Consider the following 14,245-nt stretch of genomic DNA (forward strand, 5'->3'; position numbering starts at 1 on the left):
GTTTAATCATCCTTTATTAAATTTCAGTCCCTGTTTGGTTTTGTCGTGCCATGTCAAAATAATATTTTGACATTTCTTTTTGCCCTAACTCTTGCGAAATATATCCTAGGTTAAACAAAATGTCATAATTGTTAGGGAATTTAAGTCGACCTTCTTTAAGAATCTGAAGTGCTTTTTTTGACTCCCCTAACTTAAAATATAAAAAAGACTGCATAGTTATATATTCTTCATCGATTTCAAAATGTTCTTTATAAGCTTCTATTGCATTCTGCGCATCCTCTAAACTATTATTTTCTATTAAAAATCCAATTCTATCTGTTATGGCTATTTTAATATCATTTTGTTCTGCGCTGAGCTCAAGCTTCTCAATAGAGGTATTTCCACATTCCCAGAAATGATCTATTATATGCCAGGCTCTTTCTGAGGAGCCTGCTGTTTGATGATGATGTACAATATCGACAATTTTCTTGCGCTCAGCAGCGAATGAATCATTTTTTTCGAATATTGCTAATATCATAGATTCCATTTCGGTATACAACTTGAACCTAGATCCAGGTGACCAAAATTGATATGGATGAATAGGACCACCCTCTAAATGTGAAAGTCGATTATCGTTAAATAATACTGGTTTATTCAACAAAAAGTAATTCAAACAGCTTGGATTTACGTCTGAGATTAAAAGATCTATCGCATTTAAAATTTGGCTCAAATATAAATGCCGCTTTACAAGATCATTTTCTTTCAGCAAGAATATGTTATTTTCTAATAACATATTCTTATTATATTCACTAATGTAAATATTATTTTTGGTCATATCAATGAAGAAAAATAATTTATTTTTCTTCAGAAAATTGAATAACTCATTTATTTCAAATTTTTCAAAATTAAAAATGGCTTGAAAGAGTTCATTCAACCCTTTCATTCCCTTATAATTTAAATTTTGTGTTGTATAATCATAAGAATACATTATCACTTTGAAATCCCTATCTTTTACAACTCCAAAAGTCTCTAGTATATTATTCTTGTTTACAACTTCGTCAAATAGGAAGTCATTAGATGGTATACCTGTAATTTGATATTGTTCAGCAGTAGCACCATTACAAGCATTAAACAGAACAGAATTAACAGCAGAATTTGAGAGAATTATGTCTACATGCCTCCAACTAACATATAAATCTTCAAATTTAGTATATTCAATCGACGGAGAGATATTTCTATCCATTCTTTTTGATGGACCAAACGGAATTTTTGAAAATTCCACATTAATTTGATACTTAGTAGGAAGAAAAACATCGTTAGAATTAATAACAATATCGAAATTTTCTACGTTTATGTCATCAACTTCATTCTTAAGCTTGAATACAATTTCAAATTTCTCTGTAATATATTTTGGAGCTTTGGCAAGAAGCGCTGTGGAATTACATTCGATAAGGTCATCTGCAATTAGTAACACCTTGGGTCTATATAACATGATAATATCCTTTCTTATTTAGAAGATAATATTTTTTTAACTTCTACTATAATATCGGTTTATGGAATCGAAAAAGAAAGGATTTCATCAAAATATGATTGCTTTGAGGTGTTCCACATTTATCCTCCTATTTATTATAAAGACTTATAAACCGATAAACTTTATAGAAACAACTTTACAATGAGGAGGGTTAAAGGTATGGATAATAAAATAAAAATTGTACTGTTTCATTTATCTTCTTCAGGGTCAAATAACTTTCACCTCTTCCAAAATGCTGACAGTAAACTTCTTGAGAAATACGATATCGAGCTACTTACTCGTAAACAAGTTCTTTACAATCGTCATCTAGATAATTGCGATGTTTACATTACAACTCATGGGGAGTACTTTTCTAATTATGAAAAAATTAATATTGATCTCTGGCATGGTTTTCCACTAAAGGGTATGGCCAAAATGGATAAAAATGAAGCTATTTCTGATAATAGTATCCATAATCATTGGTCCAAAGTAGATATGATCATGTCTTATTCAGCACTATATAATACAGCTATGAATGCTTGTAATGGGGCGAATATTGCTAAATATCGCATCACAGGGGCACCTAGAAACGATGCATTACTATCATGTGTAGACAAAGATATCCTTATAAAGCTGTTTCCAAATATCAGTAAGCAAGATAAAATAATCTTTTTTATGCCGACGTTCCGAAAATCAATTATCAACCCAGACAAATCAGAAGGTTCCAAGAATACCCAAAATTTATTTGGTTTATCTGAATATAACAAAGATCAATTGCAGTCTTTCTTAAAAGAAAATAATCTAAAATTAATAATTAAGCTGCATCCTTTTGAAGAACAATATTTCCAAAAAGAATTGTCTGATATCCGATCGAAAAACATTTTAACTTTAAATGATCAGGACCTAACTTATCACAATCTCGATCTATATAATATTCTTGGAGCAGGAGATATGTTAATTACTGATTATTCTTCAGTATATATTGACTATCTGCTGTTAAATCGTCCTATAATTTTTACGCCTGTCGATCTTAAAGAGTATAGAGATAACCGTGGATTGTTGTTTGAACCATATGACTTTTGGACACCTGGACCTAAGGTCTATAATCAATCCGCCTTACAGGACGCTATCCGACACTACATTAGTAAAAAAGATTACTATGCAGCGGAACGAAACACTCTACTTAATCTGTTCCATTTTCATAAAGATGATCAATCCTCTAGTAGGGTATGGGCAGAAATCGATCATTATATTGAAGAGAATTTAGATAATATTCATAGTAGAAGAACAAAACTTAGAGAACACAGAGAGCTACAGGGCAAAATAAAACATACTATTCAAAATATGATTGAAAGTGGATATCTGGCACAAGCTAATGAATCTATTCAAGAATATTTAGTGGACAACCCCGCTGATCCTGATATTTTTGCTATGAACGGCATGTTGCATTTAATGAACGGTGATAGCTCTGAGGCTATTCAATCATTCCTAAAGGGACACCAACATTATCCATGGGACGAGGATCTGCTCTATAACTTGGGATATGTATATGAAAGCATAGGAGATATAAAATTAGCTCACTCATATTATCATCAAGCTTTAAAACAATGCCAAAAACCAGAATTAAATAAAATTATTAATGATAAATTGAAAACACTTAATAATTTGAACTAAGGAGTTCTCAAAATTATGAAAACAGTCATTACTTACGGAACATTTGATTTGCTCCACTATGGTCACATTCTTTTACTTCAGCGAGCCAAAGCACTTGGAGATTACCTCATAGTAGTCTTATCTACTGATGAGTTTAATTATTTAAAAGGTAAAAGTGCATACTTCACGTATGAACAACGAAAAATGATGTTAGAAGCAATCAAATATGTAGACTTAGTTCTACCTGAAGATAGTTGGGAACAAAAAACAAATGATATATTACATTGGAATGTAGATACATTTGTGATGGGGGACGATTGGAGAGGTAAGTTTGACGAATTATCCTCGTTATGCACCATAATTTATTTATCAAGAACCCCGGACATCTCCACTACATCAATTAAGAGTTCTTTAAAGTCCACATCGTATTAGATTTGCCCCACGACAAAAAACGAATGGTATCTAGCTCTTATCATGCTATTATCCCCTCAAGGTAGACAGTGAAAAAAGAGATCATGTTAAAATGAACTCAACACTGAAAAACCGGAGGGGATTTTTGTTATGCCAGTCAAGAAAGGTCAGACCTTTAATCGATAAAGCGAAGAAACAAAGAAAGAGGCTGTTCGTTTGCGAGTGGAAGAAAGTTGGCGTACAGTCGAATCATGGATAAGTTTAGGATTAAAAGTGAGAGCCCGATTATCACCTAGATACGGAAAGCCAAAATAGAGAAAGTTTTGAGGATCACCAGGGAAGTTGGACGAAGAAGCATTTTAGCAGTGTAGATTTACGTATGTCCGGATTGGCCATGATTTTGCTTATCTCTCGGTGATGATGGATCTGTACACAACGAAATATAGCCTGGGAACTCTCCGAGTGAAATGACTTAAAACTCGTTTATGGACAAGGTAAAGAAACTAAAATTTGACCCTAGCTTGTTCCATTTGAACCAGGGGGTTCAGTATACAACAAAAAGCCTGAAGAGAAGAAGCTAATAGGAAGTCATTCTTGACGCGGGAACTCCTATGACAATGCATGTATTGAGTCGTTGTTTCCCCACTTAAAGACGCAGAAGTTGTATTTGAAAAAGCCTTAAAATCTGGAGCAAGTAAAGAACCAAATTACGGAGTATATTTTGTTTTACAACAAGGAACCTTTCCAAAACAAATTCGGCGACCTCTTCCAGACTGGATTCCGGGAAAAAGTCGCCGCTTAATGAAATTCCTTTTTTTATTATCTTCTTGACGGAGCTATGACTATATTAAAACTTGTTACCATTCGTTTTTTTGTTAAACTGTATACTTTAACATCTTTAATTCATTGGCAAAAAACTCTTTAACAAATGATATCTCATTGAAATCAGGGAAATTACGTTCAAAATCAGCGATTATTTTCTTTTTAAATTGATTCGATGCCATATCAATCAATGATTTATAAATATGCCTTTTTCCAGGTTCATCTTGAAGAGCACCATTAAGGAATTCAAAAGCATCATCTCTGTAATCTTGATTCGCATGATAGTAGCCAAGGTTTTCCAAGCTCGTCCCATTCAATTCATTTCGACTTAGCAGCGCTGAATAATAATTCATCGCCAGTTCTACTCGATTCACATCATAAAAGTAATTTGCTAATCTGTTAATTAAATCACTATTATTCAATCCATTAACCACTTGGTCATAAATTTCAAACTCTTGCATCAGATAAAGTTGCCTAGCTATAGCAAAAAACAAGTCTGTCTCAATTACCATGTCGTCACTGATCTCATTCTGTTCAATGACCCTAATGATCACCTTAAAAACGGATATTATTTTTTCATTTTCAATTTTTTCCGAAAGCTTATCCAGTAATGAGCAGTCATTTGATAAAAGCGTCGCAATGATCACCTGAAGCACTACTAATTGCTCATCTCCTGTTATCGTAGTGATATTGTCTAGCAATACATGCATTGCCGCAAAATCCTCATTCACTGCCGATAACTTTAATTGATCCGGGAGACTTAGTTTCGTATATGTGGGTACTAAATTCTTATAGTGACTTACCAGTTTCCTATTACCTATAACCAACGAAACTTTAAATAACAGGAGATACTCTTTATCAGTTGGAGAAGTGTATAATTGCTCAAAGAAACGGATGACCGATTCTTCGTCTTCATTCTGTGTTAACCATTCCATCATTTTGACCAAATGTCCTGGATTTTTATTATTCTTATTTAGCTGTTTAGACATCCAGTATATTGCATTTTGATTGTCATTAAGACGAAAATATAACCCAATCAGTTGCTGAACTGGAGAATCAAAACTGTACATTGGATCAATCAACCAGATCTCCCGATTTTCTTGCGCCCTTTTTTCAGCTATACCGATGGCTCTCAGGTATTGTTGCTCTGCTTCTTGAAAGAAACCCAGAGTTTCATAATGAATTCCTTTAACGGTGTAATACTCGGGATATTCATTATACTTGATTAAATACTTCTCAATTAATTCCCATGAGCGTTTAAGTTGATTCTGACTGTAATCCAAGCTTACGAGTCCCATCAAGCAATGTGGGTACCATGCTTCATTCTGTTGTGTATCAATCAGAGCTTTTTCATAGCATTCTATGGCCATTAGTTCATCTTTTGCATAACGGTGCTGGTTGCCTAATGTATACCAATCATAGGAGGAAAGTTCCTGATCCGCTATCATTTGATTAAAAATCCCCATATTCCGCTCATGTTTGTTTTTTTCTACAATCCGACTCACTTGATAGCCTGTATGATAAATATGAAGACTTATTGACTTATGATACAATTCACCTTGCAGCCCTCTGGTCAACTGTTCATGGATTGGACGTTCGAACGTAATACCCACGTTGTTCGGAAATAGTCTCGTAACAGGTGCAGTGGTAATCTCATCGTCGTACTCTTTCTCACCCGTAAAATTTATCACTGGAAGAGTATAAGCCAGATGTGGAAACAGTTCCTCTGTTTGCAGGAAATTTCTCCAATCCTGATGTTCTTCTTCTGATATATATTCGTCAGCATCCATCACAAGAATCCACTTTCCTGTAGCATGGAGAAGCGATTTATTGCGCGCTTTTGAAAAATCATTACACCACTTAAAATCATATATTTTATCCGTATACTTCTTGGCAATTTCCTTTGTCTTATCTGTCGATCCTGTATCCACAATGATAATCTCATCGGCGAGATCTTGTACACTACTTAGACAACGTTCAAGTACCCTTTCCTCATCCTTGACAATCATGCAAATACTCAACAGCTTCATTGTTTCCCAACCTTCATTCAGTTTTTCCTATCAAAAAACAAACTATCGGACGCATAATTGGAGCTGTAAGCATTCTTCTGCACCCGAATAGAACCTTGTTTGTTCAACCAACTAGCTGCCTCATTTTTAAGACTCAGCATTTTATTCAAGAAAACATCGTCATATTTCATGAGCTGCTTGACTTTATTTTTATCGAATTCATCAAGTTTTGAATTATTCGACATAATTAACCCAACTAGGGATTCTCTTTGATCTACAAAAGAAGTTAATTCTTCGTATTCGATATCATCAATCTGATCAACTATACGTATTGTCATATCAAATAACTGATTAATATATTCTCCTGACGACTGCATCAGTTAGCTGTCCCATTGATACTTTTACTAGCAATCTCCCAAGCTTCCCGGAGTTCAGTTAGATGGGAAAGTGCCTCTTGTGCTGGTTTAACATCTTTTTTGAGATTAGCTTGAATTAGACAGTGAATCATGTACTCATACACTGAATACAACGTTTTGGCAACAGGATAGTCATAGTTTAACGCAGCTATCAATTCATGAATAACTGCTTGAGCTTTACATAGATTAGTGTTTGTTTTCTCAAAATTAGATTCTTCTATAGCAGAAACCCCTAATTTCACAAAACGAATTGCGCCATCGTATAACATTAATAAAAGTTGTGCTGGTGAAGTTTGAAATTGATTTTGTTGATATTTTTGAAGAGGGGAATTAATCAATTGGTTTCACTCCTTAATACTTAAAATTAGCCTAACATACTAGAGAGGCTTGAAGAAGTACTGTTATACTTATTCATTGCTGTCTCCATGGCAGTAAATTGTTTATAATATTGATTCTCTTTACGAGTTAAGCGAGCCTGCAACTCAGTAATTCTACGCTCATAAGCTGTCAATTGATTACCCATTTGGCTTTGTGGTAAGAATGCTGTTGTTAAATCACTACTAATCTTAGATGTACCGGCTTTTTCAGATAAACTTTCAAGAGCTGTTGCGTTTATTTTTTTTATCCTATTGAATAATCCATCATTATTGGTTACCCCTTTGGTAGAACTGTCCACTTGGCTAAACAAGGCAGTAACTTGTTCAGGGTTGGATTCTAACGCTGTCCGCAACTTATCTTCATCAAGAACGAGTTTACCCTTTTCACTATAACTGCCCGTAGTTATACCAAACTGAGTAATGTTTAACTTGGTTCCCCCAAAGTTAAATTCAGAAATCATAGCGGTACGCATATCACTTAACGACTTATTAAGAATTGAGTCATTTTTTAACAATCCACTTTTCGCTTTGCTTTCCCACAATTCAATTTCGCTATCCTTCATATCTGCTTTTTGTTCTGTGCTTAAAGGCAGATATGTTCTATATCGCTCTTCATTTGTTTTTTGGTTCATTAATGCGATTGTTTCATTATAAAAATCAACAAAAGATTTTATTGTATCGATTATCGCATCAGTGTTTTGTGTAACTTCAATTTGATTAGTCTGTCCAGTAGGAGTGACTCCTGTCAACGAGATTTCTACACCATTTACAGTAAAGCGATTAGAAGTTTGCTTTGTTTCCAGTCCGTTGATAACTACTGTGGCATCAACACCTTTATTAACCCCAGCAGTTGTAAAATTAGTATTACTCGTGAACAACTCACCACTTAACTCTATATCTTTATTACCTGTATCTCTGTTAGTTAGAGACATCCCTCCTGTTGCGGAGTTATATACTGCCGTTACACCAGAGTCTTTATTACTGTTAATTTTCTTAACAAATGATTCAATGGTATCGTCTCCTCTAAAGCTTATCGTTGCTTTTCCAATTGTAACGCTTGTCTCTGCTCCAGAATACAAATCAGACATTTTTGTAGCGCCTGCCGTACCTTGGTATATAACATTTGAGGATGAAGCCAGATTTTTGACACTCACATTTAATACAGAGTTGGCAGCAGCACCCGTTGCAGTAGCGGTAAGTACACCGGTTGCTCCAGTAACCACAGCTTGTTTAGAATCTATATTTTTACTTAAATTTAAATTAGATAGCTTTTCATTAAAGCTCACCAATTTCGTACTAATTGTACGGTAATTATCCCGTTTCCACTCAGCCTGTGTTTTCTGTTGATTGATTTTATCCAAAGGTGCTTTTTCTGCAGTCATTAACTGTTTAACCATTGCATCAATATCGAGACCCGAAGCTAAGCCGCTAATTCTCATTTAATCCCCTCCATTATGCCTTCTTATCGATAATCAAACCACTAAGTTCCATGAGACTGGCCGCGACGTCAAGTAGTTTTTCTTTGGGTATTTCCCTAATAAGTTCCCCTGTTGCTTTGTTTTTAATTTTAACCATGATTGAGTTAGTCTCTTCATGCACTGAAATTTCATAGGTCTTTTCAGGCCCTTGAAGAGCTCTTGTTGCTACTTCCAGCTGATCAATCGCTTTCTCTTCCTCACTAGATAAACTCAATCTTTCCTTAGCTATTGTATTGTTCTGAATAAGTAATTCGGCTGTTTCCTCTGGTGATGTTCTTGTTGATAGTGATCTGAGAGCACCCAGCGTTCCTGAAGTTCCTTGGACTCTATGTTCCACGCAATTCCCTCCCGAACTTTTTTGACGATTCAAATGAAGATCTTACTATGTATATCGGATAGATTTCTTCTGAAATGAAGAGATAAAAAAAAGAAGCCTTGAAAACAAGGCCTCTCTAATTTGAAATTTTTTAATATTAACGAAGGACAGACAGAACACCTTGTGGAGCGGAGTTTGCTTGTGCCAGCATCGATTGGGAAGCTTGCAGCAAGATGTTGTTTTTGGACAACTGAACCATTTCCTTAGCCATATCTGTATCACGAACGCGAGACTCAGCAGCAGTCAGGTTTTCAACAGTTGTACCCAAGTTGTTGGACGTATACTCCAAACGGTTTTGAACAGCACCCAGTTTCGCACGTTCTGTGGAAACACTGTTAATTGCTGTTTCAACGGAAGAGAGACTAGTGTTTGAACCCAAACCTTTGAAACTTGTAGTAGAGATAGTACCAATTGTGATAGAACCTGTTGCTTTATCGTTAACAGTAATTGTTGCACCTTTAGTGATGCTGATTCCGTTAAACGTTGTTTTAGTCATGATGTTATCAATTTGCGCACCCAGCTCTTTCAACTCTTGGTTGATGTTGTTTTTATCGTTAGAGCTGTAAGTTCCGCTTGATTTTTGTACGTTCAATTCTTTCATACGAGTTAGCATGGAGGATACTTCGTTCATTGCGCCCTCAGCCGTTTGTACAAACGAGATTCCGTCTTGAGCATTACGTTGTGCTTGCTCCAGACCACGAATTTGTCCACGCATGGACTCGGAGATGGAGAGACCCGCTGCATCGTCAGCCGCGCGGTTGATACGCAGACCGGAAGACAACTTCTCCATGTTTTTGCTTGCAGCACTTGTGTTAAGCGTCATGTTACGGTGCGTGTTCAACGCTGGTACGTTATGGTTGATAATCATTTGATATTTCCTCCCTGAAATGGTTTGATTCCCACATCCTTGTGGTATTAGCGTCTTCACAGGTCGGCCGCCCTGAAGAATTACCGCTCTATAATATATATCGACTACTGTCCAAGAATTGTTAATAGTATTTCAAACTTTTTTTTCACTTCTGACTATTATTATTTAACTGTTCCAATGCTGCCCGGACAGTGGCTAAGTCCATTACCGCGTTTTTATTATTTTGACCAATCGAGTCGAATACTTCTTTACGGTATATATCAATCTCTTTGGGAGCAGAGATACCTATTTTCACATTGTCTCCTTCTACCGATAAGACAGTGACAACAATATTGTTATCAATGATAACGGATTCTCCTTTTTTCCTAGCTAGTACAAGCATCAGAGATCTCCATCCTTTCTATCCAGATCGTCTTCTGCCCAAGGGGCATGTTTAGTGGAATATTGGGTATTCTGCAATATGACTTGCTTCCCAGTATGATTAAATGAATTAAATATAATCGGCGCAAGCAGATTAACTGTAACATTCTTAAGATTGCTATGCCATGTCACGATACATTGAACAAACAACTGCTCTCTAGTTGTCACATCAATATCTTCTTTGGCTTCTTGTGAGAGTTCGAATTCATAACCGGGGTATAGATCAAATGGATTAATTGTAATAAAAGCCACATCAGGCTGACTCGCTGATTGAAATAAATTAAATATGTCATTCTGACGCTTCAAAAAAAAATTCTGATGCTTTTCAAATCCAGGTATCCCCTTTGGAAATACGTAACTCTTTTCTTCACTTTTCATCTGGTTAGTTTGATCTGTTTCCACTTTAGAAATCCTCCCTATATAATTAATAAAGCTACGGACTGCTAATGTCCATAGCTTATCATAGTATTCAAGTTATGTTTATCTCATAAAGTCCATTAATGAAGGCTGCATAATCTGAGCCGAAGATTTAAGAGCAGCTTCATAGATTGTTTGAGCAGACGTTGCTTGAATCATCAAACTTGCTATATCTGCATCCTCTGTTTTTGATTGCAATGATGTTAAGTTCAGATTGTAGTCGGTTAATCTCGCTTGAACTAATTCAACCCGATTAGTTCGAGCTCCCACCTCTGAAATACAAGACTGCATCTTTATCGATCGTGACTCTATTTTATCTGATTGGCTACCAACAGCTTCATAATCTCCAGAATTCAGAGCATTGACTAAATCGTCCATAATCTTAAATACATTGTCATCTTCAGTAGAACTACCAAAATAATCAGAACCTGGCGTGTTAATCTGAAAAATAGACTGATCTCCAATAGAATAATTTACAGGTTTATCATCGGTGTTAATCTGAGAGTATTGTGTAATGGAACCAGATAACTCATAGGGAGCCTTATCATAATTTTGTCCGTTAAAAATATATTTGCCCCGTATTTGGCTATTCCCGATATTAATCATTTGTTTTTGCAACTCTTCAACCTCAAGTTTAATTGCATCAAGCCCTGATTGGGGTACCGTCCCACTTGAACCTTGAACAGTTAGCTCTTTGAGTCTTTGCATGACATTCCCTGATTGTTGCATCGTGGTATCTGTTGCATCCAGCCAGCTAACAGCCGCATCCGTGTTGGATTGGTACTGTTCGTTAGATGCTAACTCAGCACGATATCTAAGCGCATAAGTCACACCAACAGGATCATCAGAAGGTTTATTAATTTTGCGACCGCTGGAAATTTGGTTGGACATCGTATCCATACGATTCAGGTTTCGGTTCAGGTTGCTGAGCATTTGAGTGCTCATCATGCCTGAGGTTACGCGAATAGCCATATTGGTTACCCCTTCCTATGTCTTAGCGACCGACTACACCGGTGCTGTTAATTAGTTTGTTTAGCAGTTCATCGTATGCAGTCATGAAGCGGGCAGCGGCACTGTAAGCATGCTGAAACTTAATCAAATTGCTCATTTCTTCATCAAGGGATACTCCACTAACCGATTGACGATTCAGGTCAACCTGTTCTGTGAGAAGCTGGGCATTCTGCGCTTGACGGTTAGCCTCTTGAGTTTGAACACCTAACTGGCCTACAATTGCGCCAAAAAAGTCATCTACTGTAGTCGGTTTGGACAGCCCTGAACCAAAATCAAACTTAACATCTTTTAAACCAGCCAAAGCTAGCGCCAAGCTGTTATTTCCTAGTACTACACTCTCACTTGTACCTGTTCCGGTCGTACGCATCGACGTCGCGATGTTATTCGGATCATTTTGGATATCTTTACTTAATGTAATATTTCCAGCCGTGATCGTTCCTGAACCGTCTTTGGTTGTAAAAAAGTCCCCGCCCGCAGTTGGTGTACTCCCACTAAGCGTATAACCCAGTTTATGAAGCCCATTAATCCCTTGAACCGTCACTTTCAAATCTGACGTCAACGTTCTATTGTTATTGGCATCTGAATAGGTCACATTGTTGAAAACCGTGCCGCTAGGCAGTACGGATCCAGCAGGAATGGTAATCTCAATATCCCCGGTTGCGAGCGTATTCGCCAGTTGATTGATTTGATTACGATAGTCTGCTACATATTGATCACGAGAATGAATCATTCCGTAGACTTCGCCGCCAGTTAAAGTCCCCGCTTGATAGGCATTCTCTAGAATATCAGCCGTGACAGGAACCACCGCAGCTCCAGTGACTGCTACTTGGCCTGCAATCGTTACCTGGTAGCCACTATCCAGTTCTGTTATCTGAACGCCTGCAATCTTGGAGAGCTGGTCAACGGCATAATCACGTTGGTCCCGCAAATCATTGGCATTGTCGCCCAGTTGCTCCACTTTTACAATGTTGTTGTTCAGATCCGCTATGGACTGCAGATATGAGTTGATCTCAGTGGTTTTTAACGAAACGTTATTGGTCAAATCACTAGTCAGTGCATCCAATTGAAGACTGATTTGATTTAAACCATCTGTTAACGCCAAAGTTGTCTCTTTCACAATTTTGCGGTTTGTAACATCCTGTGGATCTTGACTAAGATCGGACCAAGAGTTCCAGAAGTTATTCAGCACTGTGCGAATACCCGTATCCGAAGGCTCATTCATGATGGTTTCAAGCTTTTCAAGTGTACTATTACGAATGGTCCATCCTCCAAGTGAGGTGTTCTCATTACGGAATTGCCCGTCCAAAAAAGATTCACGAACACGCATAATTGAGTTGAACTCCACACCCGTTCCAAGCTGACCTGGTGCTGTTGTACGGTAAAATGCCACTGCATCAATTGGATCTGCTGCCGTCATGTTGACAACTTGTCGTGAATAACCTGGTGTATTCGCATTGGCAACGTTATGTCCTGTTGTGTTCAAAGCGGCCGTTTGTGTGATCAGACTGCGTTTGGCCGTTTCAATTGAATGAAATGTTGAAGCCATATTATTTTTCCCCCATTGTTAACCACGAGTATCAAAAAGACCAGAGCGAGCTACACCATAAGATTTCTCTAAAGGATTCTGATACGTGGCTTCTGATTCAGCATGAAATGACATTGTCTCAATAAAAAAGTCGATGTACGAGAGCGACTGCTTGATAAGCTGTTGATTGGATTCATTAAGATATTTCACCTTTTCTAGCACATCTGTTAATGAAGTTTGAGCTTGAAGAAGCCTCTTTTTCTCTGCGGTATCAAAGACCAGTCTTGTCAACTCACTAATGGTCAGATTTAACTTGGACTTAATACCACGTTCCTCCAGAAACTGGTGGACTGCCAGAATTCTTTGCTGCTCGATCAACTCAATCCTTTTCAGCAGTTTAGATTCCTGGTTAATTAGAGAAATCAGGATATCAACTTTGTTGGCAACAACAGCTTCCTTCTTCCGTTCCCCCAGCTCAAGCATCTCCACATGTGCGGCTTCCAACTGTTCAAGTACATCAATTATCGATTCAATTGCCATGTGTCCTCCTATTGATTAGGGAAGTTCTTAAAGTATGGAGCGAGCTTCTCTGCAAGCTTCTGGCTGTCTACTTGATAAGTTCCCGAATTCACCTGTTCCTTTAATTCCTGAATACGTTGTGTGCGGCCTGCGTCCTGTGTACGACCTTGTTCCTCAAGCATCTTCATCGCCTCCGGAGAAATGGATACTTCGTCCTTACGGCGGCTCTTTTTGGCATCAGCCTGCTGATTGGATTCAACGTTTCTCTGATAGGAATTGATAGCACCAATTCGATTTGGTTCATTGATTTTCATACAAACTACACTTCCTTTACCCTAGGATTTTTTACATTATCTTTATGTTATTGAATGATTGAGATAATAAAAAAAACCGATAATCTTTAATAAGTTTATCGGTACGTTCCAAAACATTTGTTATAGCAAAAACTGTATTT

At 37.1% G+C, this 14,245-nt stretch carries 15 protein-coding genes; 2 read left to right on the forward strand and 13 right to left on the reverse strand.

Features of this window, described 5'->3' with window-relative positions:
- Positions 1-16: 16 nt before the first annotated feature.
- Entirely contained in the window at positions 17-1,471 is a 1,455-nt protein-coding gene (locus RS891_RS28565; protein ID WP_315793792.1) for a CDP-glycerol glycerophosphotransferase family protein, read from the reverse strand.
- Positions 1,472-1,669: 198 nt separating this feature from the next.
- Here RS891_RS28565 and RS891_RS28570 point away from each other — a divergent pair, with 198 nt between their 5' ends.
- Both RS891_RS28570 and tagD read left to right on the forward strand, forming a co-directional pair.
- Positions 1,670-3,163 carry a CDP-glycerol glycerophosphotransferase family protein gene (locus tag RS891_RS28570; protein ID WP_315793793.1) on the forward strand — a complete coding sequence of 498 codons (1,494 nt, stop codon included), beginning with the start codon at positions 1,670-1,672 and terminating at the stop codon, positions 3,161-3,163.
- A gap of 15 nt (positions 3,164-3,178) precedes the next feature.
- Positions 3,179-3,574 carry a glycerol-3-phosphate cytidylyltransferase gene (gene tagD, locus RS891_RS28575; protein ID WP_315793794.1) on the forward strand — a complete coding sequence of 132 codons (396 nt, stop codon included), beginning with the start codon at positions 3,179-3,181 and terminating at the stop codon, positions 3,572-3,574.
- Between the two features lie 854 nt (positions 3,575-4,428).
- On the opposite strand, the gene RS891_RS28580 is transcribed toward tagD, so the two are convergent.
- The 12 genes from RS891_RS28580 to flgM all read right to left on the reverse strand — a co-directional run bounded on the left by RS891_RS28580 (position 4,429) and on the right by flgM (position 14,105).
- Entirely contained in the window at positions 4,429-6,405 is a 1,977-nt protein-coding gene (locus tag RS891_RS28580; RefSeq protein WP_315793795.1) for a glycosyltransferase, read from the reverse strand.
- Positions 6,406-6,422: 17 nt separating this feature from the next.
- On the reverse strand, positions 6,423-6,761 hold the full coding sequence (locus tag RS891_RS28585) for a hypothetical protein (RefSeq protein WP_315793796.1): 339 nt from the start codon (positions 6,759-6,761) through the stop codon (positions 6,423-6,425).
- On the reverse strand, positions 6,761-7,138 hold the full coding sequence (fliS, locus tag RS891_RS28590; RefSeq protein WP_315793797.1) for a flagellar export chaperone FliS: 378 nt from the start codon (positions 7,136-7,138) through the stop codon (positions 6,761-6,763). The genes RS891_RS28585 and fliS overlap by 1 nt, the downstream gene beginning before the upstream one ends.
- Positions 7,139-7,164: 26 nt before the next feature.
- Positions 7,165-8,616 carry a flagellar filament capping protein FliD gene (gene fliD, locus RS891_RS28595; RefSeq protein WP_315793798.1) on the reverse strand — a complete coding sequence of 484 codons (1,452 nt, stop codon included), beginning with the start codon at positions 8,614-8,616 and terminating at the stop codon, positions 7,165-7,167.
- A 13-nt stretch (positions 8,617-8,629) separates the two neighbouring features.
- Positions 8,630-8,992 carry a flagellar protein FlaG gene (locus RS891_RS28600; RefSeq protein WP_315793799.1) on the reverse strand — a complete coding sequence of 121 codons (363 nt, stop codon included), beginning with the start codon at positions 8,990-8,992 and terminating at the stop codon, positions 8,630-8,632.
- Between the two features lie 136 nt (positions 8,993-9,128).
- Entirely contained in the window at positions 9,129-9,899 is a 771-nt protein-coding gene (locus RS891_RS28605) for a flagellin N-terminal helical domain-containing protein (protein ID WP_315793800.1), read from the reverse strand.
- A gap of 145 nt (positions 9,900-10,044) precedes the next feature.
- Complete coding sequence (csrA, locus tag RS891_RS28610; protein ID WP_315793801.1) at positions 10,045-10,281, reverse strand: carbon storage regulator CsrA; 237 nt, start codon at positions 10,279-10,281, stop codon at positions 10,045-10,047.
- Positions 10,281-10,721 carry a flagellar assembly protein FliW gene (locus RS891_RS28615; RefSeq protein ID WP_315793802.1) on the reverse strand — a complete coding sequence of 147 codons (441 nt, stop codon included), beginning with the start codon at positions 10,719-10,721 and terminating at the stop codon, positions 10,281-10,283. Before RS891_RS28615 ends, csrA begins: the two co-directional genes overlap by 1 nt.
- 78 nt (positions 10,722-10,799) lie before the next feature.
- Positions 10,800-11,708, reverse strand: coding sequence for a flagellar hook-associated protein FlgL (flgL, locus tag RS891_RS28620; protein ID WP_315793803.1), 909 nt, complete (start codon positions 11,706-11,708; stop codon positions 10,800-10,802).
- Between the two features lie 22 nt (positions 11,709-11,730).
- On the reverse strand, positions 11,731-13,293 hold the full coding sequence (gene flgK / locus RS891_RS28625) for a flagellar hook-associated protein FlgK (RefSeq protein ID WP_315793804.1): 1,563 nt from the start codon (positions 13,291-13,293) through the stop codon (positions 11,731-11,733).
- Positions 13,294-13,311: 18 nt separating this feature from the next.
- The gene (locus RS891_RS28630; RefSeq protein WP_315793805.1) at positions 13,312-13,812 is read right to left on the reverse strand and encodes a flagellar protein FlgN; all 501 of its coding nucleotides are present in this window, start codon (positions 13,810-13,812) and stop codon (positions 13,312-13,314) included.
- Between the two features lie 8 nt (positions 13,813-13,820).
- The gene (flgM, locus tag RS891_RS28635; protein WP_064641918.1) at positions 13,821-14,105 is read right to left on the reverse strand and encodes a flagellar biosynthesis anti-sigma factor FlgM; all 285 of its coding nucleotides are present in this window, start codon (positions 14,103-14,105) and stop codon (positions 13,821-13,823) included.
- Positions 14,106-14,245: the final 140 nt, after the last annotated feature.

It is taken from the genome of Paenibacillus sp. BIC5C1 (genome assembly GCF_032399705.1).
Lineage (GTDB): Bacteria > Bacillota > Bacilli > Paenibacillales > Paenibacillaceae > Paenibacillus > Paenibacillus taichungensis_A.

Bases quoted from the DNA above. Each gene is read 5' to 3' on its own strand.
- RS891_RS28565 (WP_315793792.1), bottom strand. From the start codon at position 1,471: ATGTTATATAGACCCAAGGTGTTACTAATTGCAGATGACCTTATCGAA.
- RS891_RS28570 (WP_315793793.1), top strand. From the start codon at position 1,670: ATGGATAATAAAATAAAAATTGTACTGTTTCATTTATCTTCTTCAGGG.
- tagD (WP_315793794.1), top strand. From the start codon at position 3,179: ATGAAAACAGTCATTACTTACGGAACATTTGATTTGCTCCACTATGGT.
- RS891_RS28580 (WP_315793795.1), bottom strand. From the start codon at position 6,405: ATGAAGCTGTTGAGTATTTGCATGATTGTCAAGGATGAGGAAAGGGTA.
- RS891_RS28585 (WP_315793796.1), bottom strand. From the start codon at position 6,761: ATGCAGTCGTCAGGAGAATATATTAATCAGTTATTTGATATGACAATA.
- fliD (WP_315793798.1), bottom strand. From the start codon at position 8,616: ATGAGAATTAGCGGCTTAGCTTCGGGTCTCGATATTGATGCAATGGTT.
- RS891_RS28605 (WP_315793800.1), bottom strand. From the start codon at position 9,899: ATGATTATCAACCATAACGTACCAGCGTTGAACACGCACCGTAACATG.
- csrA (WP_315793801.1), bottom strand. From the start codon at position 10,281: ATGCTTGTACTAGCTAGGAAAAAAGGAGAATCCGTTATCATTGATAAC.
- flgL (WP_315793803.1), bottom strand. From the start codon at position 11,708: ATGGCTATTCGCGTAACCTCAGGCATGATGAGCACTCAAATGCTCAGC.
- flgK (WP_315793804.1), bottom strand. From the start codon at position 13,293: ATGGCTTCAACATTTCATTCAATTGAAACGGCCAAACGCAGTCTGATC.
- RS891_RS28630 (WP_315793805.1), bottom strand. From the start codon at position 13,812: ATGGCAATTGAATCGATAATTGATGTACTTGAACAGTTGGAAGCCGCA.
- flgM (WP_064641918.1), bottom strand. From the start codon at position 14,105: ATGAAAATCAATGAACCAAATCGAATTGGTGCTATCAATTCCTATCAG.